The organism is Sphingomonas sp. TREG-RG-20F-R18-01, assembly GCF_022662475.1.
Classification (GTDB): domain Bacteria; phylum Pseudomonadota; class Alphaproteobacteria; order Sphingomonadales; family Sphingomonadaceae; genus Sphingomonas.
This window is the reverse complement of the sequence record NZ_JAKNQQ010000006.1, coordinates 53,284-74,983: the sequence shown is the minus strand read 5'-3', so window position 1 is coordinate 74,983 and position 21,700 is coordinate 53,284. Positions and strand designations below refer to the sequence as shown.

The 21,700-nt window shown below is 66.1% G+C and carries 19 protein-coding genes and 1 tRNA gene; 10 read left to right on the top strand and 10 right to left on the bottom strand.

All coding sequences use genetic code 11. The features are described from left to right. Positions 1 to 21: 21 nt before the first annotated feature. The gene (locus L8K25_RS16045; protein WP_242139988.1) at positions 22 to 1,434 is read right to left on the bottom strand and encodes an amino acid permease; all 1,413 of its coding nucleotides are present in this window, start codon (positions 1,432 to 1,434) and stop codon (positions 22 to 24) included. A gap of 837 nt (positions 1,435 to 2,271) precedes the next feature. Here L8K25_RS16045 and L8K25_RS16040 point away from each other — a divergent pair. Together L8K25_RS16040 and L8K25_RS16035 are read left to right on the top strand one after the other, a co-directional pair. Continuing rightward, complete coding sequence (locus L8K25_RS16040; RefSeq protein ID WP_242140181.1) at positions 2,272 to 3,471, top strand: multidrug effflux MFS transporter; 1,200 nt, start codon at positions 2,272 to 2,274, stop codon at positions 3,469 to 3,471. Positions 3,472 to 3,650: 179 nt separating this feature from the next. Beyond that, entirely contained in the window at positions 3,651 to 4,829 is a 1,179-nt protein-coding gene (locus L8K25_RS16035; RefSeq protein ID WP_242139987.1) for a zinc-dependent alcohol dehydrogenase, read from the top strand. 175 nt (positions 4,830 to 5,004) lie between these two features. Here L8K25_RS16035 and L8K25_RS16030 read toward each other — a convergent pair whose 3' ends face one another. Continuing rightward, positions 5,005 to 5,892 carry a hypothetical protein gene (locus tag L8K25_RS16030; RefSeq protein WP_242139986.1) on the bottom strand — a complete coding sequence of 296 codons (888 nt, stop codon included), beginning with the start codon at positions 5,890 to 5,892 and terminating at the stop codon, positions 5,005 to 5,007. A 345-nt stretch (positions 5,893 to 6,237) separates the two neighbouring features. Here L8K25_RS16030 and otsB point away from each other — a divergent pair, with 345 nt between their 5' ends. The 4 genes from otsB to L8K25_RS16010 are packed head-to-tail and all read left to right on the top strand — an operon-like array spanning position 6,238 to position 11,525. After that, entirely contained in the window at positions 6,238 to 6,990 is a 753-nt protein-coding gene (gene otsB, locus L8K25_RS16025; protein ID WP_242139985.1) for a trehalose-phosphatase, read from the top strand. After that, on the top strand, positions 6,987 to 8,768 hold the full coding sequence (locus tag L8K25_RS16020; protein WP_242139984.1) for a glycoside hydrolase family 15 protein: 1,782 nt from the start codon (positions 6,987 to 6,989) through the stop codon (positions 8,766 to 8,768). The genes otsB and L8K25_RS16020 overlap by 4 nt, the downstream gene beginning before the upstream one ends. Further along, complete coding sequence (otsA, locus tag L8K25_RS16015) at positions 8,765 to 10,162, top strand: alpha,alpha-trehalose-phosphate synthase (UDP-forming) (RefSeq protein WP_242139983.1); 1,398 nt, start codon at positions 8,765 to 8,767, stop codon at positions 10,160 to 10,162. The genes L8K25_RS16020 and otsA overlap by 4 nt, the downstream gene beginning before the upstream one ends. A gap of 49 nt (positions 10,163 to 10,211) precedes the next feature. Next, on the top strand, positions 10,212 to 11,525 hold the full coding sequence (locus tag L8K25_RS16010) for a cation:proton antiporter (RefSeq protein ID WP_242139982.1): 1,314 nt from the start codon (positions 10,212 to 10,214) through the stop codon (positions 11,523 to 11,525). A gap of 39 nt (positions 11,526 to 11,564) precedes the next feature. On the opposite strand, the gene L8K25_RS16005 is transcribed toward L8K25_RS16010, so the two are convergent. Next, on the bottom strand, positions 11,565 to 12,764 hold the full coding sequence (locus tag L8K25_RS16005) for an MFS transporter (protein WP_242139981.1): 1,200 nt from the start codon (positions 12,762 to 12,764) through the stop codon (positions 11,565 to 11,567). 258 nt (positions 12,765 to 13,022) lie between these two features. Between L8K25_RS16005 and L8K25_RS16000 the strand changes: the two genes are divergently transcribed. From L8K25_RS16000 to L8K25_RS15990, 3 genes are read left to right on the top strand one after another with little or no spacing between them, the layout of a single operon-like run. After that, a complete protein-coding gene (locus L8K25_RS16000; protein WP_242139980.1) occupies positions 13,023 to 13,757 on the top strand; it encodes a SapC family protein in 735 nt (244 codons plus the stop codon). Next, positions 13,744 to 14,799 carry a cupin-like domain-containing protein gene (locus tag L8K25_RS15995; RefSeq protein ID WP_242139979.1) on the top strand — a complete coding sequence of 352 codons (1,056 nt, stop codon included), beginning with the start codon at positions 13,744 to 13,746 and terminating at the stop codon, positions 14,797 to 14,799. The genes L8K25_RS16000 and L8K25_RS15995 overlap by 14 nt, the downstream gene beginning before the upstream one ends. Then, positions 14,796 to 16,289, top strand: a complete 1,494-nt coding sequence (locus tag L8K25_RS15990; protein WP_242139978.1) for a tryptophan halogenase family protein — start codon at positions 14,796 to 14,798, stop codon at positions 16,287 to 16,289. Before L8K25_RS15995 ends, L8K25_RS15990 begins: the two co-directional genes overlap by 4 nt. Positions 16,290 to 16,345: 56 nt before the next feature. Here L8K25_RS15990 and L8K25_RS15985 read toward each other — a convergent pair. Both L8K25_RS15985 and L8K25_RS15980 read right to left on the bottom strand, forming a co-directional pair. Next, a tRNA-Gln gene (locus tag L8K25_RS15985) sits at positions 16,346 to 16,420 on the bottom strand. Positions 16,421 to 16,484: 64 nt separating this feature from the next. After that, positions 16,485 to 17,636, bottom strand: a complete 1,152-nt coding sequence (locus L8K25_RS15980; protein ID WP_242139977.1) for a branched-chain amino acid aminotransferase — start codon at positions 17,634 to 17,636, stop codon at positions 16,485 to 16,487. Between the two features lie 72 nt (positions 17,637 to 17,708). On the opposite strand from L8K25_RS15980, the gene L8K25_RS15975 reads away from it, so the two are divergent. Next, the gene (locus L8K25_RS15975) at positions 17,709 to 18,197 is read left to right on the top strand and encodes a MarR family transcriptional regulator (protein WP_242139976.1); all 489 of its coding nucleotides are present in this window, start codon (positions 17,709 to 17,711) and stop codon (positions 18,195 to 18,197) included. Between the two features lie 73 nt (positions 18,198 to 18,270). Here the strand turns inward: L8K25_RS15975 and proC are convergent, their stop codons facing one another. The 5 genes from proC to L8K25_RS15950 form a co-directional block, all read right to left on the bottom strand. After that, positions 18,271 to 19,050, bottom strand: coding sequence for a pyrroline-5-carboxylate reductase (gene proC, locus L8K25_RS15970; protein WP_277923686.1), 780 nt, complete (start codon positions 19,048 to 19,050; stop codon positions 18,271 to 18,273). Between the two features lie 34 nt (positions 19,051 to 19,084). Next, positions 19,085 to 19,585: a YbjN domain-containing protein gene (locus L8K25_RS15965; RefSeq protein WP_242140180.1), complete on the bottom strand. Its 501-nt coding sequence runs from the start codon at positions 19,583 to 19,585 to the stop codon at positions 19,085 to 19,087. A gap of 108 nt (positions 19,586 to 19,693) precedes the next feature. After that, a complete protein-coding gene (locus L8K25_RS15960; protein WP_242139974.1) occupies positions 19,694 to 19,996 on the bottom strand; it encodes an accessory factor UbiK family protein in 303 nt (100 codons plus the stop codon). A 20-nt stretch (positions 19,997 to 20,016) separates the two neighbouring features. Then, entirely contained in the window at positions 20,017 to 20,598 is a 582-nt protein-coding gene (locus L8K25_RS15955) for a TspO/MBR family protein (RefSeq protein ID WP_242139973.1), read from the bottom strand. A gap of 64 nt (positions 20,599 to 20,662) precedes the next feature. Next, positions 20,663 to 21,421, bottom strand: coding sequence for a TlyA family RNA methyltransferase (locus L8K25_RS15950; RefSeq protein ID WP_242139972.1), 759 nt, complete (start codon positions 21,419 to 21,421; stop codon positions 20,663 to 20,665). Positions 21,422 to 21,700: the final 279 nt, after the last annotated feature.

Below are 21,700 nucleotides of genomic sequence, written 5' to 3'. Positions count from 1 at the left end.
ATTCCCTCTTCCGCGCGCGGTTCAGGCGGCGATCGTCGCGCGGGCGCGGCCATAGGCGAAGTACACCAGCAGGCCGACCGCGTTCCACGCAACGAACGAAAGCTGGGTTACGACCTGCAGGCTGGTAAAAAGATATGCGCAGCCAAGGATCGCGAGCGGGGCGATGACGAAGGCGAGCGGCATGCGGAACGGGCGACGCGCGGCGGGATCGCGCCGCCGCAGCACGAGCACGCACGCCGCCACCGCGACGAACGCGCAGAGCGTGCCGGCGTTGGCGAGGCTGGCGATCACGTCGATCGGCATCAGCGCCGCGATGACACTGACGAACAGCGCGGTCATCAGCGTCACGCGCGCGGGGGTTCCGCGCGTGGAGACCCGGGCAAGCGCGGGGGGCAGGAAACCGTCGCGCGCCATGACCAGGAAGATCCGGCTCTGCCCGTAGAGAAAGCCGAGAATCACCGTCGGCAGCGCAATCGCCGCGGCCGCGGCGATAATCGTCGCGATGCCGGGTTGCTTGAGCTGGACGAGGATCAGCGCGAGCGGCTCGGCGCTCTTGCCGAAGACGCTGTAATGGACCGCGCCGACCGCCGCGAGCGCAACGACGATGTAGATGATCGTGCACACCACCATCGACCCGACGATCCCGATCGCGAGGTCGCGCTCGGGGTTCTTGGTCTCCTCGGCCGCGGTCGAGATCGCGTCGAAGCCATAGAAGGCGAAGAAGATGATCGCGGCGGCACCCATCATCCCGTATTTCACGCCGTCCGCCCCCGCGACGCTGCCATAACCATAGGGCGCGAACGGATGGAGATTGGCGGAATCGAAGTGTGGCAACGCGACGATCACGAACAGCGTCAGCGTGACGATCTTGAGGATGACGAGCGCGCTGTTGATCCGCGCGCTCTCGCGCGTGCCGAGCGTCAACAGCCCCGCGACGACCGCGATGATGAAGACCGCGGGGACATTGATCCCGAACGCCCCACCGACGCTCGGGCCATGCGTCAGGACTTGAGGGAGAACGATCCCGACGCCCGCGAGGAAGCGCACGGCATAGCTCGACCAGCCGACCGCGACAGCCGAGACGACCAGCGAATATTCGAGGATCAGGCTCCACCCGACCACCCAGGCGATGATCTCGCCGAGCACCGCATAGCTGTAGGTATAGGCGCTGCCCGAGGCGGGGATCATCGTCGCCATTTCGGCATAGCAGAGCGCCGCACACGCGCAGATCGCGCCCGCGACCGCGAAGCTCAGCAACACCGCCGGGCCTGCGCGATCCGAGGCGACGCCGATCAGCGTCAGGATGCCCGTTCCCACGATCGCCCCGACGCCGAGCGCGATCAGGTGCGGCCAGGACAAGGTGCGCGCGAGTTGCTGGTCGGCGGGCTGGTCGGCGCCGGTCTTGATGATCTTGCGGCGCAACAGACTGGCCATGCTTCCCCCGGGAGTGTTCTATCGTTGATGGAGCGCCTTACCGTGGGAGTGTGGCGGGAGGAAAGCCCTGCCGGTGGGACGAGTACATCCGTCCTTGCTCGACGCGCTTTTCCTCCCCCACTTCCCCGGCGAAGGCGAGCCCTCTGCGAACGTCGTACCGTTGCCTCTGCCCGTCACCCCGGCGCAGGCCGGGGCCGCCATACAAGGGGGCAAAACCGGTGATACCGCACCCAGCCGTCCCGCCGCGCCCGGATAACCACACGGCCCCGGCCTTCGCCGGGGTGACAAATGCGGGATCGAGCGATGTTCGCAGAGGTCTTGCGAAAGCCGGGACCCAATCGTGGGCCGCGCATGGCGGGGGCAGCGCTCGACGACGTCGACCTGCGCGACTGGGCCCCGGCCTGCGCCGGGGAAGCGTAAGGGAGGAGGGCATCGGGGGGGGCGAGCAGCGTGACCCAATCCGGCCCGATCGAACAGGACGCGCCCGAAGCAAAAGAACCTCCCACGCGCAGCCCTCCCGCACGACATCCCCCTCTGCCCTTCCCCGGCGGAGGCCGGGGCCCAGTCGTGGGCCGCGCATGGTGAGGGCAGCGCTCGATGACGTCGACCTGCGCGACTGGGCCCCGGCCTGCGCCGGGGAAGCGTAAGGGAGGAGGGCATGGAGGGACGGTTGAGCAGCCTGACCCGAACCGGCGCGAGCGAACAGGACGCGTCCGACGCGAAAGAACCGCGCTCGCGCACCCCGCCCTTGCTTCGCCAGCATCAACGATGGCCTATCCCTTCCCGCCGCATTAAGCGGACGCCATGTCCACGCGATCCACCTCCCCCCTCCCCGCGATGCATCGTCATGAATTCGTGGCGTTCGTTGCCGCGCTGATGGCGGTCAACGCGCTCGGCGTCGACCTGATGCTCCCCGCGCTTGCCGATATCGGGCGGGACCTGTCGATCGCCACCGCCAACCACCGGCAGTGGATCATCACCGCGTATATGCTCGGGTTCGGCACCGGCCAGCTCGCCTACGGGCCGCTGACCGATCGCTATGGCCGCAAGCCCATCCTCATCATCACGCTGATCGGCTTCGTCGCCGCCAGCATCTTCGCGGCGAGCTCGGGCACGTTCGGTGCGCTGCTCGGTGCGCGCATCCTGCAAGGGCTGATGTCGGCGGCGACACGGGTGCTCGCGGTCGCGATCGTGCGCGACAATTTCTCGGGGCGGACGATGGCGCGGACGCTGTCGGTCGCGCAGATGATCTTCTTCCTCGTGCCGATCCTTGCGCCGAGCCTCGGGCAGGTGCTGCTAACGATGGGGCCGTGGCGCTTCATCTTCTACGCGCTCGCCGGCTTCGCGGCGTTCGTGCTGGCATGGACGCTCGCACGGCTGCGCGAATCGCTGCCGGTCGCGCGGCGGGTGCCGATCTCGATCGCGACGCTGTCGAGCTCCTACCGATTGACGCTGACCAATCGCTATTCGGCGGGCTATGCGCTCGCCGCGTCGCTGACGTTCGGCGGGATCATCGCGTTCGTGGCGTCGGCACAGCAGATCTTCGTCGATGAATTCCATGCGGGCGAACGCTTCACGATCCTGTTCGCGGTCTGCGCGTTTTCGATGGGGTGCGCCTCCTTCGCCAACAGCCGGCTGGTCGAGCGGCTGGGGACGCGGCTGATCTCGCAGGTCGCCGTGTTCGGGCTGATCGGGCTGTCGCTCATCCACCTCGCGGTGATCGGCGTCGGGCGTGAATCGCTCATCACCTACATGGTCTTCCAGGCGCTGAGCATGACCTGCATCGGGCTGTGCGGCTCCAACTTCGGCGCGATGGCGATGGAGCCGGTCGGGCATATCGCGGGGACGGCGTCATCGGTGCAGGGCTTCATCACCAGCGTCGGCGCGGTCCTGGTCGGCACGGCGATCGGGCAATCGTACAACGGTACGACTTTCCCGCTGGCGATCGGCTACCTCGCGATCGGGGTCGCGGTGCTGGGAATCATCTGGGTGGTCGAGGGCGGCGCACTGTTCCAGCCAAGAATGCAGAATGACTAACCGCGTTGGCCGGACAATCTTAACCAAGGTTTAGTCCGGCAGACAACACCGGGTATCCCGGTACATTTACTTATTGTCTTTTGGCTGAGGACCGGGACCTTTTCCAGCATCGCTCGTTACCGCGACAGGATCCACTGCCCTACCCCCGGGGCAGATCCGAAGCCTGACGGAGACATACGATGCGCGCATTATGCTGGCATGGGAAAGGCGACGTCCGCGTCGACACCGTGGCCGACCCCGAAATCAAGCATCCACGCGATGCGATCATCAAGGTCACCGCCTGCGCGATCTGCGGATCCGACCTTCACCTGCTCGACGGCTATCAGCCGACGATGGAATCGGGCGACATCCTCGGCCACGAGAATATGGGCGAAGTCGTCGCGCTCGGCTCGGAAGTCACCAACCTCAAGATCGGCGACCGCGTCGTCGTGCCGTTCACGATCAGCTGCGGCGATTGCTGGTTCTGCCGCAAGGGGCTGTTCTCGGCCTGCTGCACCACCAACCCCAATGCCGAGATGGCGATCAAGGCGATGGGCCATTCGCCCGCCGGCCTGTTCGGCTTCAGCCACATGCTCGGCGGCTATTGCGGCGGCCAGGCGGAATATCTCCGCGTGCCGATGGCCGATTTCGGCCCGATCAAGGTGCCCGACAGCGTCACCGACGAACAGGCGCTGTTCCTCTCGGACATCTTCCCGACCGGCTATATGGCCGCCGAAAACGCGCAGATCGAACCCGGCGACACCGTCGCGATCTGGGGTTGCGGCCCGGTCGGCCAGTTCGCGATCCGTTCGGCGCTGATGCTCGGCGCAGGCCGCGTCATCGCGATCGACGAAGTCCCCGAGCGGCTGCGGATGGCGGAAGCCGGCGGCGCGGAGACGATCGATTTCAGCGAAGTCGAGAACGTCTATGACGAGCTGCAATATCGCACCAAGGGCCGCGGCCCCGACAGCTGCATCGACGCGGTCGGCGCCGAAGCTTCGGGCCACGGTTCGGTGGATGCGGTGCTCGACAAGGCCAAGGCCACGGTCGGCCTCGCGACCGATCGCATCCACGTTCTGCGCGAGGCGATCATGAGCTGCCGGATGGGCGGCACGGTGTCGATCCCGGGCGTCTATGTCGGCATGGGCGACAAGGTTCCGCTCGGCGCGCTGATGAACAAGGGGCTGACGATCAAGGCCGGCCAGACCCACGTCCAGGCGTACACCAAGCCGCTGCTCGCGCGGATCGAAGCGGGGGACATCGACCCGAGCTTCGTCGTGACGCACCCCGCCTCGCTCGAGGATGCGCCGGAAATGTACCAGAAGTTCCGCGACAAGGAAGACGGCGTCATCAAGGTGGTGATGCGCCCGCACGGGTGAGGCGAGGCCGGGGTGGCGGCGGTGCCGTCATCCCGCTGAGGGTTGTGGGCCGTAGGGTTGTGAATGCAAATGCTTTGCTTCGGGTGGAGAGCCGACGTTCAAATGAGGTCTTTTCGTGTGTGGCATGATCTGCGAGGTTTGATTTGAACCTGAGCCGGGTGAAATGCGCCAGCGCTTACTCCCGAGATTTCGTTGCAGCGATCCCGGGCGAAGCGTTACCTCCTTGGCGCTTCATTATATGCAGACAAGCGTTGATGGTGTTCAAATAGTGGTAGAAAATCCAACTGAGCCACACTGCCTTATCATACTCTAGCTTTTGGTTCTGATTGAGATGGCGGATGCCAAACTGGTTAGCGATGTTATACAGGTCACTACTGTCCTTGTTCATCAATGCCATATTGATGTGCGGCTTGATCCACTCAAGAACATCTGCCAAGTCTCGCACCGCCACTTCGCGCTCCTTGATCGTGCTACCGTGTCGGCGAAACCGGCTCGTTGCATCCATCATCCGGTCCAAAACTGTCTTATCGTTCGTAGGCGGACGCGCCGTCAGTAGGGTCGTCATGCCACTTGGGGGCAGGCTCATTACCTCCCCGGCTTCCGTCAACTCCCACCCTTCACCATACCGTTCGAGTGGCACGAGAAACCTGCTTCTGAACTCCTTACGCCCAAGATCGCGGTCAAATTCGCTGTAGTGATAACCGCAATTATTCCAATCGTGGAAGTTCTTGGATCCAGGCTTGCTAACGTGATCGTAGAGAAACTCGATCATCGTGAAACAATCGTCCTCCGAGTAGGACTGGTATTTTTCGCGGAGCGGCCAAAGATCCTTTTTTAACAGCGTCATACGGACAAATACGTCGATATTGCCGCCTACAAAGCCAGGTACATAGCCCTCGTCCACGCAGTCGTAACCGAAGGCATCCACAAAATAGCCGGCACCTTCAAGATAGGCATAAGCGCTGAACAAGATTTCTCGCATGTCATCCAGGTCAAACCTGGCTTCCTGGGGACCGTTTTTCCGTGCGCTGTAATAGGCACGGGGTCGAGGGATATCCGTCATCCCCACACTGTAGCTGAGGAATTACCAACCCGAAAGCGCTCGAGCTGTCATTAATGGTTCGGTATAAGCGGCTGCGAATACGCCCCTGAGGTCCATTCGAGTTTGGGCGAGAGCGGTCGCCCGCGTTCATGGGCTCACCACCTAGCCCAAGCCTATCGCAACCGCCGTCATGCTGAACTTGTTTCAGCATCCACAATGCAGCAGGCACAGACCGGACTTGGTCCGCGGTGGACCCTGAAACGAGTTCAGGGTGACGCTAGTGTAGGGTTCGCAGAAGCCCCCCCACCGAACCGACCCCGCCAGTTTCGGGTGACGCCAGCCCCCCCGCCTTGCTATCGGGCGCGCATGACGACCCCCTCCCCGGATTCGCTCCCGCCCGTCACGCTGTTGCGTGGCGCGGCGCTGTTCCTCGATTTTGACGGCACGCTCGTCGAGCTCGCCGCACGCCCCGAACTGGTCAGCGTCGACGCGCGGCTCGCCAGCCTGCTCGACCGGCTCCGCACGACCCTCGACAACCGCGTCGCGATCATCAGCGGGCGCTCGGTCGACAGCATTCTCGGTCTGTTCGGCCCGCTGCCGCTGACGATCGCGGGAAGTCACGGTCTGGAGGTGCAGGCGCACGACGGAATGCGAACGCTGCCGGAACGACCACCCGCCCTCGATCGTATCCTGACCATCATGAAAGACTTTGCTCAAGCGACACCCGGCCTGCTGGTCGAGGAGAAACCCTTTGGCGCGGCGCTGCATTATCGCGCCTGCCCCGCGATGGAACCGCAAGCGCACGCGCTCGCCCGCACCCTCGCGGACGAAAGCGCACTCCATCTCCAGACCGGCAAGATGATGGTCGAGCTCCGCGTCGGCGGCGGTGACAAGGGCTCGGCGCTGCGGCGGCTGATGGCCACGCCGCAAATGGCTGGGTTCACGCCGGTGTTCCTCGGCGACGACGATACCGACGAGCCTGCAATGGCAGCGGCCAAGGACCTCGGCGGCGCTGGCATCCTGATTGGCGCCCCCCGCCCGAGCAGCGCGACGTACCGCCTCCCCGATGTCGCGGCGACGCTCGACTGGCTCGAAGCCGCGTGCGGGGTGGCGGCATGAGCTCGCTCGATCTCTGGCCGATCGGCAATTGCCAGGTCAGCGCCCTCGTCGATCGCGCCGGCAAGTTCGTCTGGGGTTGCGTCCCGCGGATCGACGGCGATCCGCTCTTCTCGTCGCTGCTCGGCGGCGAGGCGCCCGAACGCGGCTATTGGGCCATCGAGATCGAGGACAGTGTCTCGGTCGAACAGCAGTACATCCGCAACACCCCGATCCTCGTCACGCGGCATACCGATGCGACCGGCAACGCGATCGAGGTGATCGATTTCTGCCCGCGCTTCGTCAGCAGCGGCCGAAGCTATCGCCCGGTGTCGTTCGCGCGGATCGTGCGCCCCGTCGCGGGCAGCCCTCGCGTGCGGGTCGCGCTGCGCCCGACCTGCGGCTGGGGTGGCACCTGCAACGAGAAGATCGGCGGGTCGAACCATATCCGCTTCCTGCTCGAGACGATGGCGATGCGGCTCAGCACGACCGCACCGGTCGGGATGATCCAGAACGAACTGCCGTTCCGCGTCGAACGCCCGCTGCACTTCTTCCTCGGACCGGACGAGAGCTTTGCGGGCGACCTTGCCGAGACGCTCGACGCGATGCTGGCGAAGACGACCGCGCACTGGCAGGAATGGGTCCGCGGCCTTGCGATCCCGCTGGAATGGCAGGACGTCGTGATCCGCTCGGCGATCACGCTCAAGCTGTGCCAGCATGAGGAAACCGGCGCGATCGTCGCCGCGATGACGACCTCGATCCCCGAACATGCCGGATCGCAGCGCAACTGGGATTATCGCTACTGCTGGGTGCGCGATGCCTATTACACCGTGCAGGCGCTCAACCGGCTCGGCGCACTCGACGTGCTCGAGGGGTATCTCGGTTATCTCCGCAACATCGTCGATGCCGCGGCGGGCGGCCACATCCAGCCGCTGTACGGCGTGCTCGGCGAGGCGAAGCTCGAGGAGCGCGAAGCGCCCGACCTCCCCGGCTATCGCGGGATGGGTCCGGTCCGCGTCGGCAACCAGGCGTATGAGCAGATTCAGCACGACGCCTACGGCCAGATCGTGTTGTGCAGCGTCCATGCGTTTTTCGACACCCGGCTGTTCCGGCTCGCCGGGCTCGAGGATTTCGAATCGCTCGAGCATGTCGGCGAACGCGCCTGGGCGAATTACGACCAGCCCGATGCGGGCCTGTGGGAGCTGCGCACGCGCCAGAGCGTCCATACCTATTCGTCGGCGATGTGCTGGGCGGCGTGCGACCGCCTTGCCAATGCCGCGCACGTGCTCGGTCTGACCGATCGCAACGCGCTGTGGCAGGAGCGCGCCGACACGATCCGGCAGCGGATCGAGACCGCGGCGTGGCGCCCGGAGACACGGCGAATGTCCGCGACCTTCTCCGGCGACGACCTCGACGCGAGCCTGTTGCAGTTGCTGGACCTGCGTTTCCTCGAACCCTCGGATCCGCGCTTCATCGATACGCTGAAGGCCGCCGAAGAGGGATTGCGGCGCGGCTCGTTCATGCTGCGCTATGCGATCGAGGATGACTTCGGGTTGCCCGAGACGGCCTTCAACGTCTGCACCTTCTGGCTGATCGAGGCGCTGCACTTCACCGGCCGGAGCGAGGATGCACGCGCCTTGTTCGAGGAGATGCTCGCGCGGCGCACCGCCGCCGGCCTGCTGTCCGAGGATATCGAGCCCGAGACGGGCGAACTGTGGGGCAATTACCCCCAAACCTATTCGCTGGTCGGCATGATCAACTGCGCCGCCCTGCTGAGCAAACCGTGGAGCTCGATCCGATGACTCGTCTGGTGATCATCTCGAACCGCGTCTCCGCCCCCAAGGGGTCGGAGTCCGGTGCACAGGGCGGCCTCGCGGTCGCGCTGCAGTCGGCGCTGCGCCAGTATCGCGGCGTGTGGTTCGGCTGGTCGGGCGAACAGACCGACCATTTCACCGGCGACATCAACTTCCATCGCAACGACGGCGTCACCACCGCGACGATCGACCTGGAAGAGCAGGACATCGACGAATATTACAACGGCTATGCCAATCGCACGCTGTGGCCGCTGTTCCACTACCGGGTCGACCTGGCCGAATATGAGCGCGACTTCGCGGGCGGATACCAGCGCGTCAACGAGCGCTTCGCCGAGACCGTCCAGCCGCTGATCGAGGCCGAGGACGTCGTGTGGATCCAGGATTACCACATGTTCCCGCTCGGCGACGAGCTGCGCAAGCGCGGGTGCAAGAACCGGATCGGATTCTTCCTGCACATTCCGTGGCCGCCGCGTCGGCTGTTGTCGATCCTGCCCGAGGCGCAGGAACTCGTCCGGCGGATGTTCGCCTATGACGTGATCGGCTTCCACACCGAGGAATGGCTCGAGAGTTTCATGGACTTCGCGCGACTCGAAATGGGCGCGACGGTCGAGGATGGTGTCGTCACGCTCGGGGACCGCAGCGTCCGCGTGCTCGCCTGCCCGATCGGCATCGACGCGCCCGAGTTCGCCGATCTTGCGCGCAGCGTCGTGGCGCGGCTGACCTATCGCCGGATGCGGGACAGCGCGGACGGGCGCGACATGATCGTCGGGGTCGACCGGCTCGATTATTCCAAGGGGCTGGAGGAGCGCTTCCTCGGCTACGAACGCTTCCTCGTCGAGCATCCGGAAGAGCGCAAGGAAGTCTTCCTGCTGCAGATCGCGCCGCCCTCGCGTGGCGCGGTCGGAAGTTACCAGCGGATCCGCAACACGCTGGAAAGCCTGTCGGGCCGGATCAACGGGGCCTATGCCGACGTCGACTGGGTGCCGATCCGCTACGTCAACCAGGGCTATGGCCGCGATACGCTGGCGGGGATCTATCGCGCATCGAAGATCGGTCTCGTCACGCCGCTGCGCGACGGGATGAACCTGGTCGCGAAGGAATATATCGCGGCGCAGGATCCGGAAGATCCCGGCGTGCTGATCCTTTCGCGCTTCGCAGGTGCAGCGGCACAGCTGGGCGAGGCGCTGCTCGTCAATCCGTACAGCGCCGAGGAGATGTCCGACGCGATCCTGAAGGCGCTGCGGATGGACAAGGACGAACGGATCCGGCGGTGGCGGGCGTGCATGGATTCGATCGAGCAGCAGGACATCAACTGGTGGCGGGAGACGTTCCTGTCGGCGCTGATGGCAACCGAAATGCCCGCGACGTCCGCCGCGGCCTGACGGGACGGGATGGCAAGGAGCCTAAGCGGGACGTCGGTCGTTAGGGGGGATGCTCCAACTCCCTCATGAAATGATCCTGCTCGGGATCGGTGTGCTGATCCTGCTCGCGGCGTGGCTGCCGCTGTTGCTCCGGCGGCTGCCGCTGTCGCTGCCGATCATCTGCATCGCCCTTGGCCTGTTGCTGTCGCTGACACCGTGGTTCCGCGCGAGCCAGTCGGCGCTGACGCACGATTCGACGCTGGAGCATCTCAACGAGGGGATCGTGCTGATCGCGCTGATGGGCGCGGGATTGCGGCTCGACCGCAAGTTCGGGTGGCGGCGCTGGCGATCGACGTGGCGCCTGCTGCTGATCGTGATGCCCGTGACCATGATCGTCGTCTTCGCCGCGGCGCATTGGAGCGGCGGTCTCGGTGTCGGGGCGGCACTGCTGCTGGCAGCGGCGCTCGCCCCGACCGACCCGGTGCTTGCCGCCGACGTCCAGACCGGCCCGCCAACCCAGGGCGAGGACGGCGAAACCCGGTTCGGCCTGACGTCGGAGGCGGGTCTCAACGACGGTCTTGCCTTCCCCTTCATCCTGCTGGCGATCAGCCTCCAGAGTGGCACCGTCGACTGGCTGCACTGGTCGCTGGTACAGGTCGCGCTCGATCTGGTGCTCGGCGTCGCGATCGGCTGGGCACTCGGCGCGGGCGCGGGTTATCTCATGTTCCGCCTGCCTGCCGCCAAGCTGTCGGACACGGGCGACGGGCTGGTTGCGATCGGCGTGACGTTCTGCGCTTATGCCTTGACCGTCGTGCTGCACGGCAACGGTTTCGTGGCGGTGTTCATCGCCGCGCTGACGATCCGCTCGACCTGTCCCGACAATGAATTCCACGCCGCCATGTCGGAATTCTCGGGTCAGATCGAGCGCGTCCTGATGACGGTCGTGATGGTCCTGTTCGGCTGGGCGGTCGGACGGGGGTTGCTTGCACCGCTCGACCTGTGGGGCGCCCTGCTCGTCGTGGCGATCGTGTTCGTCATCCGCCCGCTCGCCAGCCTGCTGGCGTTCGCGGGGACCGATACGCCCGGGCTGTCGAAACGGCTGATGGGGTTTTTCGGGATCCGCGGCATCGGGACGTTATTCTACCTGCAATATGCCTTCAACCGTGCGCAATTCAGTGAACGGTCGCAGATATGGGCGATCGCCGGCGCGACCATCCTGCTCTCGATCGTGGTGCATGGCATGACCGCCACGCCGTTGATGGCCCATGCCGATGCGCGCCGCGAAAAGCGGCTCGGCCGCCGCAATCGGGGTTCCGCGCGGGCCGCTGCCCGGCGCGGTCCGTCGGACGGCGAAGAGCAAGCATCGCGCACGGCATCGGGCTGAACACGGACGGACCTCGGCCCGTTCCCCAGCCCGGCGCAGTCAGGTCGGCACCGCCCCGGGGTCGGCCCAGCGCCTGGTGCAGGCAAGCGCGAAGATCGCGATCCCGAGGTAGCAGAGGCCAGGCAGCAGGAGCGAGGGTGCCAGCCCGACCCGGTCCGCCAGCCACCCGGTCAGCAGCGGGACCACCGCGCCTCCGACCACCGTCATGCACAACGCCATCGACGCATATGGCGCAACGCTCTGATCCTCCGGCAAGGACAGCGCGAAGAGCGTAGGGTACATGATCGAATTGCACAGCCCGACCGCGATCAGCGCGGCGGCGCCCGCGACCCCTTCCGCGCGGGTCGCGACGAGCACGAGGACCATCGCCGCGACCGCGGCGACCGCGAGCAGGCGCGGCGGCGCAACGCGCGTAAGGACCGCCGCCCCGGCAAATCGCCCGAGCATCGCGCCCGCCCAGTACAGGCTGACCAACCGCCCCGCCACGACCGGCGCGACGGACAGGATCTGCGGGGATACCAGGTAACTCGCGAGCAGCCCGCCGATCGTCACCTCGGCCCCGACATAGGCGAACATCGCCAACGATCCCGCCACCAGTTTCGGATCCGCGAGCACGAGGCGCAGTTCCGCAAGCTTCACCCGTCGCGGCGGGGGCATGCCTGCCAGCAGGTTGCGATGCGCCCAGAAAGCCACCGCAAGCGCGAGCAGGACCACCGCGCCGGCGAGAAACGGCAGTTCGAGCATACCCCAGGCATGCGCCCGGGATTCGACCGCGGCATCGCCGAAGAAGAACCAGGCCCCGACCAGCGGCGCCAGAACGGTGCCGATCGAGTTGAAGCCCTGCAACAGCGTCATCCGGGGGATCGCACGCTGCTGTGGCTCGACCACCGCAACCACGACACTCGCTGCGATCTGCAGGAACGTCACTCCGCCCGCCAAGGTGAGCAGCGCCAGCAGCACCGCCGGATAGCTGTGCAGTGCCGCCGCAGCGGTGAAACCGATGCATCCCAACGCCATGACGAGCAGCCCCGTGGCAAGGCCGCGCATGTAGCCAATCCCGACGAGTACCGCCGTTATCGGCAAAGCGAACAGTAAATAGCTGGAATGAAACGAAAATTGCACCAAAGACGATTGCGCGTAGTCCAGTCCCATCAACAACTTGAGCCGCAGCACCAGCAAGCTGACCAGCGACACCACGAAGCCACCCATGAAATAGGTCCCGATCGACAGCCGGAACATGCGGCGCGCGCGCGCCTGATCGTGTTCTGCTGTGGCAGCGGTTGCACAAGGGCGTGGAACGGGATCGCGCATCGGTGAAACCTGTCTACCCGGTCGGTGCACTGGTGCAATGACCGCGTTGGTAGCGCGATCCGGAAAAACCGCAGCGGCAGGTCGCGTCAGCCGGTGCGACCCGGTCGTTACGCGCAGCAACCCCGCTATGAAGCGGCTTTGCTTCGTGTCAGAAGCAGCAGACCTTCACGAAAGCGCACAAGCGACATGGCCGGCACCGTCCCTTCCAGTACCCCCGTCCTGCTCAACAACGTCGATCATCACGATGTCCGCATCTTGACCGACCGCGGCACGGCCTGGGGCGACGAGGTCAACGAGATCACCGTCTTCCCGACCGAATTCGATGCGCTTTCCCGCGAATATACCATCCTGTTCCGCCGCAGCGACTCCGGCGCGTTTCGCGCGACGGTGCTGCTCGGGCTCGACCGGGGCGAAAACCTGTTTGTCGAGGGCACGGAATGGAAGGCGCGTTTCATCCCCGCCCTGATGCAACGCGGCCCGTTCTCGATCGGCCTCCCGGCGCCCGGTGAGCCCGGCGGCCCGATGATCCACATCGATCTCGCCGACCCGCGAGTCAGCCGCACCGGGGGCGAGCCGGTGTTCCTCGACCATGGCGGCAACGCACCGTATCTCGACCACGTCGGCGGAGTGTTGCGGACGGTCTTTGCCGGCAACCAGATCCTGCCGGACATGATCGCCGCCTTTGTCGCAGCGGACCTGCTGGACGAAGCGACGCTCGACGTCGACGTGGGCGACGGGCGTCGCTACTCCATCCCGGAGGTCTTCGTGGTATCTGCCGAGCGCTTCGCCAGACTGGACGGCGCCGCGCTGGCCGCCCTTCATGCGGGCGATTTCCTGCGCTGCGCGGTCTGGGCGATCACGTCGCTCGGCAACATCTCCGCGCTGATCGAGCGCAAGCGGACGCGCGATGGCGCGCGCTGAACCGTCGGCCGGCCCGGCCCCGCTCCGGCGCACCGAAGCGCGCGCCGGGATTGCCGCCGACGCGATCGCCGTCAGCGCGCTGATCGCGGAGGGGCGACCGGTCATCCTGAAGGGGGCCGCCCGCGACTGGCCGCTCGTCCGCGCCGGCCTGGCATCGCCGACGGCGGCGGCAACGATGCTGCGCGCTGTCGACGGCGGGCGGCCGGTGGTGGTCTATGTCGGCGATCCCGCGATCCGCGGTCGGTTCCATTATACCGCCGACGGCACGGCGATGAACTTCACCAGCGAACGAGCCGCGCTGGGCGCCGTGCTCGACCGTCTGCTTGCCCTGCCGGACTCCGAGGAAGCGCCCTCGCTCTACGTCGGCTCGACCGATCTGGACATGTTCCTGCCCGGCCTGCGGGCCGCGAATGACATCGTCCCGGCTGACGGGACCTTCGCCGAGCATCCGCCGCTGGCGAGCATCTGGATCGGCAACCGTACGATCGCGGCGACGCACTGGGACATGTCGAACAATCTGGCAGTGTGCGTTGCTGGACGACGGCGCTTCACCTTGTTTCCGCCCGACCAGACCAGCAACCTCTATCCCGGCCCGATCGACCCGACCCCCGCCGGACAGGTCGTCAGCATGGTCGATCTGCGCGCGCCCGACCTGACGCGCTACCCCCGTTTCGCCGATGCGTTCGCCGCCGCCGAGGTGGCAGAACTCGAGCCAGGCGACGTGCTCGTCTACCCCGCCCTGTGGTGGCACCACGTCGAGGCACTGGACGGGTTCAACATCCTGGTGAACTATTGGTGGAACAGTGTTCCCGCGTTTCTCGATTCCCCGATGACGACGTTGCTGCACGGGCTCCTCAGCCTGCGCGCACGGCCCGATTCCGAAAAACAGGCATGGCGCGCGATGTTTGATCATTATCTGTTCGGTCCGACCGAAACGGCGACCGCGCATCTTCCGGCGATCGCGCAGGGCCCGCTCGCCCCGCTCGACGCAATGACCGCGCGGCGCTTGCGCGCGATGGTCGCACAGAAGCTCAATCGATGACCGACGCCTCCTCGCCTCGTCCGCGCAAGCGCGTCGTCATCGCCGGCGGCGGGACGGCCGGCTGGCTCGCCGCGACGGCGCTGATCCGGCAACTCGCCGGACTGGTCGACGTCACCCTGGTCGAATCCGATGAAATCGGGACGGTTGGCGTGGGGGAATCCACCATCCCGACGATCCGTACCTTCCACCAATTCATCGGCGTCGACGAAGACGCATTCATCCGCGCGACGAACGCGACCTTCAAGCTCGGTATTTCCTTTGAAAACTGGGACCGGATCGACGCCCGCTATTTCCACGCCTTCGGGTCGGTGGGGCGATCGACGTTCGTCGCGGACTTCCAGCATTTCTGGCTGGAGGCGCGCGCGCGCGGGTTCGGCGGTGACTATGGCGACTATTCGCTCGAACTGCAGGCCGCCGCGGCGAAGCGGTTCGCGCTCGATCGCGACCAGACGCTGGCCTATGCCTACCACCTCGACGCGACCGCTTATGCGCGCTTCCTGCGCGGCATCGCCGAACCGTCCGGCGTCCGGCGCATCGAGGGCCGTATCGCGCAGGTCGAGCGGGACGGCGAGCGGGGGACGATCACCACGCTCGTGCTCGCCTCGGGCGCACGGATCGACGGGGATTTCTTCATCGATTGCACCGGATTCAGGGCGCTGCTGATCGAGGACACGCTCAAGACCGGGTTCGAGGACTGGTCACACTGGCTGCCGACGGACCGCGCCTTTGCCGTGCAGAGCGAAACGCTGGATGGCCCCGTCCCCTATACGCGGGCGATCGCGCATGGCGAGGGCTGGCGCTGGAAGATCCCGTTGCAGCATCGGACGGGCAACGGGCTGGTCTATTCCTCGGCGCATCTGTCGGACGACGCCGCGCGCGATCGGTTGCTTGCGGGCATCGACGGCAAGCCACTGTTCGAGCCGCGTCAGATCCGCTTCACCAGCGGGATGCGGCGCCAGGTGTGGAACGGCAATTGCCTGTCGCTCGGGCTCGCCAGCGGCTTCGTCGAGCCGCTCGAATCGACCAGCATCCATCTTGTGATGGTGGCGATCACCTGGCTGATCCAGACTTTTCCGTTCGGCGATGACAGCGCCGCGCTGGCGGACCGCTTCAACCAGCGCACCCGCCGCGAGTGGGAGCAGGTCCGCGACTTCATCATCCTGCACTACGTCCTGACTCAGCGCGACGACACGCCCTTCTGGCAATCCCGCCAGACGATGCCGATCCCCGATAGCCTGGCCAGCCGTATCGCCCTGTTCCGCGAGTCCGCCATGGCCTATCAGGACAAGGACGAGCTGTTCCGCACCGATAGCTGGATCGAGGTCATGCTCGGCCAGGGCGTGACCCCGCGCAGCCACCACCGCCTTCCAGCGACCATGCCGACACCGCAGCTGCAGGGGGCCCTGTCGGACCTCCGGCGCGGGATCACGGCAACGGTCGACCGGCTACCGCCGCACGCGGCGTTTCTCGAACGGTACGCGAAAGTCTGAGATTTGGATGGGTTCGATGCGTGCCGGGTGGGGCGCCATCGCGGTTTAATCCGGGATGGCTGGGGCGGCAGGGTTCGAACCTGCGAATGGCGGCATCAAAAGCCGCTGCCTTACCACTTGGCGACGCCCCAATCCGGGAGCGCAGGCCTTTAAGCTGCGCGTGCCCCGATGCAAACCGAAAAAATGCGGGAAAGGCTAGATTACCCGCTCGAGCCAACCGTGCGGATCGGGCGCGACACCGCGTTGCAGGTCGATCAACGCCTGGCGAAGCCGCAGCGTCGTCTCGCCCGCGCCGCCGTCGCCGATGTCGAACGCGCCGTCGACGAGCTTCATCGTGCCGATCGGCGTGACCACCGCAGCGGTCCCGCAGGCGAACGCCTCGCGCAGCCGGCCACTCGCCGCATCGGCGCGGCACTGGTCGATCGCATAGGGTTCCTCGCGCACCGTCAGGCCCATGTCCCGTCCCAGCGTGATCAGGGATTCCCGCGTGATGCCGGGCAGGATCGTGCCGGTCAGCGGCGGGGTCTGGATCGTGCCGTCGTCGAACACGAAGAAGATGTTCATGCCGCCCAGCTCCTCGATCCAGCGGCGCTCGACCGCGTCGAGGAACAGCACCTGGTCGCACCCCTGCCGCGTCGCCTCGGCCTGCGCGATCAGGCTGGCGGCATAATTGCCGCCGCACTTGGCCGCGCCTGTCCCGCCGGGCGCGGCGCGGGTATAGTCCTGCGACACCCACAGCGTGACCGCGGGCGCACCGCCCTTGAAATACGCACCGACCGACGAGGCGATGACCGCGTAGAGATATTCGGTCGAGGGCTTCACCCCGAGGAACACTTCGCTCGCGATCATGAACGGGCGCAGATACAGCGCACCGCCGTCGATGTCCGGAATCCAGTCGGCCTCCTGCCGGACGATCGCGCGGACCGACTCGACGAACAGATCCTCGGGGAGCGGGACCATCGCCATCCGCTCGGCCGACTTGCGGAAGCGCGCGGCGTTGGCAGTGGGGCGGAACAGCGCGGCGCCGCCGTCGGGGAGGCGATAGGCCTTTATCCCCTCGAAGATTTCCTGCGCATAATGGAGCACCGCCGACGCGCTATCCATCGTGAAGGGTGCGCGCGCGACGATCTTGGCATCGTGCCAGCCCTGCTGCTCGCTATAGCGGATCGTGACCATGTGATCGGTAAAGACCTTGCCGAACCCGGGGTTGACCAGTTGCGCGGCACGCTCGTTCGCGGCGAGCGGCGCGGCGTTGGGCTCGAAGGCGAAGACCGGCACGGAGCCGGGCGCGGCGGTCGATGCGGGATCGGCAGGATGACCGCTGGCGAGCGTAACGGTGTTCGGCATGATATCCTTGCGACATATTGCGACAATTTGGGGGTTGAAGGGGTGTACGGGACGCGTCAAACGCGGTCAACAATGGCAACCGCAATCGCCTCTGCTTCACCGCTCTTTCTCCGCGAACCCGAAATTCGTCGCGGCATGGAATTGCTGTACTTCGCCCAGAGCACACTCGCGCGCTCGACCGAAAGTCGACTGAGCGAGATGGGGCTTGGTCGCGCGCACCATCGCGCCATGTACTTCATCGCCCGTCATCCGGATCTGACGGTCAGCGCGCTGCTGAGCCTGCTTGGCATCACCAAGCAGTCGCTCGGGCGGGTGCTGAACGAGCTGGTCGACCGCGATCTGGTGGAGACGCGGGTCGGCGAGCGGGACCGGCGCCAGCGCCTGCTGCGACTCTCGACGGCGGGGATCGCACTCGAACAGGAGCTGTTCGAAATGGTCCGCCAGCATTGGTCGCGCGCTTATGCGCGGGCCGGGCAGAATGCGGTCAGCGGTTTCTGGTCGGTGCTCGAGGGAATGATCGGCGAGGCGGATCTGGCGCGGCTTTCCGGGCCGCAAGAGTAACGCGCGATCGGGGGATGGCAGGATTGCTACGCTCCGGATCGACAGTCTCCCTCAAGGCACGCGATCCCGCGCCTTACCCGCGCGCAGCGGCCGCCATCTCGGCATTTCGTCCCGTCGCCGCCGCAATAGTCTCCCGCAGCAACGCATCCAGCGCGCCGCCCGCATCGAGCACGTCGAGGCCCTTGCGCGTCGATCCGCCCGGACTTGCTACCTGATCCGCCAGGACACCGGGCGCGACGTCCGCCGCCGCCGCGAGCAACCCCGCCCCTTCGACCGTCGCCAGCGCGAGGCGCTGCGCCTGATCGGGCGCCAACCCCTGCGCCACCCCTGCGCCCGCAAGCGAATCGATGAAGCGGTAGAGGAAGGCCGGCCCGCTCCCGGCCAGCGCCGTCACCGCGTCGAACTGCGCCGGCGCGACCCACTCGACCAGACCGAGCGGTGCCATCAGACCTTCGATCGTGGCGCGCGCGGCGGCATCCGCGCTGGCGCTGTCGAGCGCGACCACGCCCTTGCCGATCCCGACCGGAAGATTGGGCATCGCCCGAACGATCGCAGCCGCGCCAAAGCGTGCTGCCAGTGCATCTTCCTCGACCCCGGCAAGGATCGACACGAGCACCGGCACCCCGGCCAGCCGCCCGGCAAAGCGTGCGGCGATCTCGTCGATCTGCTGCGGCTTCATCGCCAGCACGATCAGATCGGGCAACGGCCCCAACGGAAGATCGCGTGCTTGCCGGACGCCGTCCGGCAGGTCGCGGTCGGTGCGATTGACGACGTCGACCGCCGCGGCGTCAAGCACGCCACTGGCGATCCAGCGGCGCAGCATCGCGCCACCCATATTACCGCATCCGACCATCCAGACACGGCCTGGCCATGCTGCAAACACGGTCTCAGGCTTCGCCCTGGGTTTCGGTCATGGCGGCGGCCAGCGCTTCCTTGGGAGTCTTGCCGCCCCACAGGATGAACTGGAACACCGGATAGAAACGCTCGCACTCGTCGATCGCGCTTTCGACCATCAGTTCGGCCGACCCGAGCGACAACGTCCCACCGTCGCCGTCGATCATCGCGGCGTGCCGATACAGCAGGATCCCGCTGGACGACCATAATTCGAAATGCCCGACCCAGAGCTGCTCGTTGATCAGCCCGATCGCCTCGTACATCGCGGCGCGCTTGTCGTCGGCGACCTTGATGTCCGGGAAGGCGAGAAACTGAATGACGCCATCCTCGTCCCGCCACAGCGCGCGCAATTCATATTGCGCCCAGCTGCCCTTGACCTTGGCGATGACCTCGTCGTCCTGCCGCTCGTAATCCCAGCCATGCGCCGCGAAATAGCTCTCGAGCATGTCGATCGGCGCGGCGTCCTCGCGGTCGAAATCGGCTTCATCCAACATCATTCGGAGCCTCCCGTCCGCGTTACGCAACAAAGCGTGGCCGCTTCGGCGCGACGACACAAGCGGCAGGTGACAAGACGCGTCGAATTAGCTGTGGATAAAATGAGGTCAGACTCCGGTTTCGGGGGGCGAGGTAAAGCTGCTGCTGCTGCTGCTGGCGGACGACGCGGATGCCTTGCCTTCCATCGCATCGATCCGCGCACGCAGCGCATCGGCTTCCTCGCGTGCGGCGACGGCCATTGCCTTCACCACTTCGAACTCGTCGCGCGAGACGAAATCGAGGCCGCCGATCCACTCGCGGGCCCGCGCACGCGCGCCGGCCTCGGCTTCGCGTCCGACCCCCGCAAGGGTCCCGGCAGCGCCGTTGATGAGCTTGGCGAAATCATCGAAGATCTTGTTGTCGGCTTGCATGCGCGGGAATCCAATCGAACTTATCTGGGGCTGATTTGGGTGGTCTTCGCACCGGGCGCAAGGCTTTCCACCCCCGGGTTGAGCGCCAGAATCTCGTAGTTGAGATACGCGGCGAACAGCAGCCAGGCAAGATAGGGCAGCAATAGCACGGCTGCCAGCCCGCGCACCTGCGAGAACAGGATCGACATGAGCATCGTCAACCCGACCATCAGTCCGATCACGACCAGCGCGACGACGACCTGATGCAGCCCGAAAAACAACGGGGACCAGGACAGGTTCACGGCAAGCTGCAGGAAGAACACGATCAGCGCGGGGGTGCGCAACCGCGCGCCGCGGGCGTTGAGGACCATCGCCAGGACGACCCCGAGCAGCACGTACAGCAGTGACCAGGCAACCGGAAAAGCCCAATCCGGCGGGTTCAGCGCTGGCTTGGTCAGCGCGCTGTACCAGACATTGTCCTTTCCGGCGGGGACGAACTGCGCGACCCCGAAGCCGAGCAACAGCATCAGGGGCACGGTCACGCCGAGCCAGCGCAGGAAGCCGGCCCGCAATTGCCCGCGCGAGGCGATACTGCCCGTTCCGTTGGTCGCCATGTCGCGCATTCCCTTGCCTCGCGTTATCGGATCCCCGCGCCGCTATAGAAGATGCCGCGCAAAGGGTGGCGCGCTAATTTTGCGCGTCAGCCGGGGTTGCATCCTGAACTGCCCCGATCAGGAACTCGACATTGCCTTCGGGACCGGTGATCGGACTTTCGACCAGCGTCACGATGCGCCACCCCTGCCCGACCAGCCAGGCCGCAACCTCGTCGCAGACCCTGGCATGCACGGCGGCATCGCGGACGACGCCGCCCTTCCCGACCTCGCCCCGCCCCGCCTCGAACTGCGGCTTGATCAAGGCCAGCAGCCGTGCGCCCGCCCGGCCGAACCGCAGCGGCACTTCGAGCACTTTGGCCAGGCCGATGAAGCTGGCGTCGCAGACGATCAGGTCGATCGGCTCCGGGATATGCGCCGGCGTCAGGATGCGCGCACTGGTCTGTTCATGGACCACCACGCGGGGGTCCTGGCGGATCTTCCAGGCGAGCTGGTTGGTGCCGCTGTCCACTGCATAGACCCGCGTGGCGCCGCGCTGGAGCAAGACGTCGGTAAACCCGCCGGTCGACGAGCCCACGTCGATCGCCACCGTGCCCGTGACATCCCAACCGGTCGCATCGAGCCCGTGCGCCAGCTTGATCCCGCCGCGCGAAACCCAGGGGTGGTCGCGCCCGCGCACGTCGAGCAGGACGTCGTCGGCCACCGCCTGCCCCGGCTTTTCGACCTTGCGATCGCCGGCGAAGACCAGCCCCGCCATGATCAGCGCCTGCGCGCGCGTCCGGCTCTCGACCAGCCCGCGATCGACCAGCAATTGGTCAGCCCTGGTTTTGGGCATGGGAATACGGCTGGAAGACAGGACTGCGCATAGCTCCCCCCTAACAAGCTTCGCGCGCCAGCCCAAGCGCGGCGAGTCGCGCGCCCCCGCGCGGGCGCTCCGACGGCCAGTCGACGCAAATGCGCGGGGCGCCGAGAGCGGCTTTTCGGACCGGCGCATCCGTCCTTCCTTTCGCCGCAGCACTATTGCCTACTAGTTTAATAGGAATAGCTTTGGGAACCGGGAGGCGTGGCCGCACGGCGTCCCCCTAGAGCACGGGCGGTCACGTCTCCATTCCAA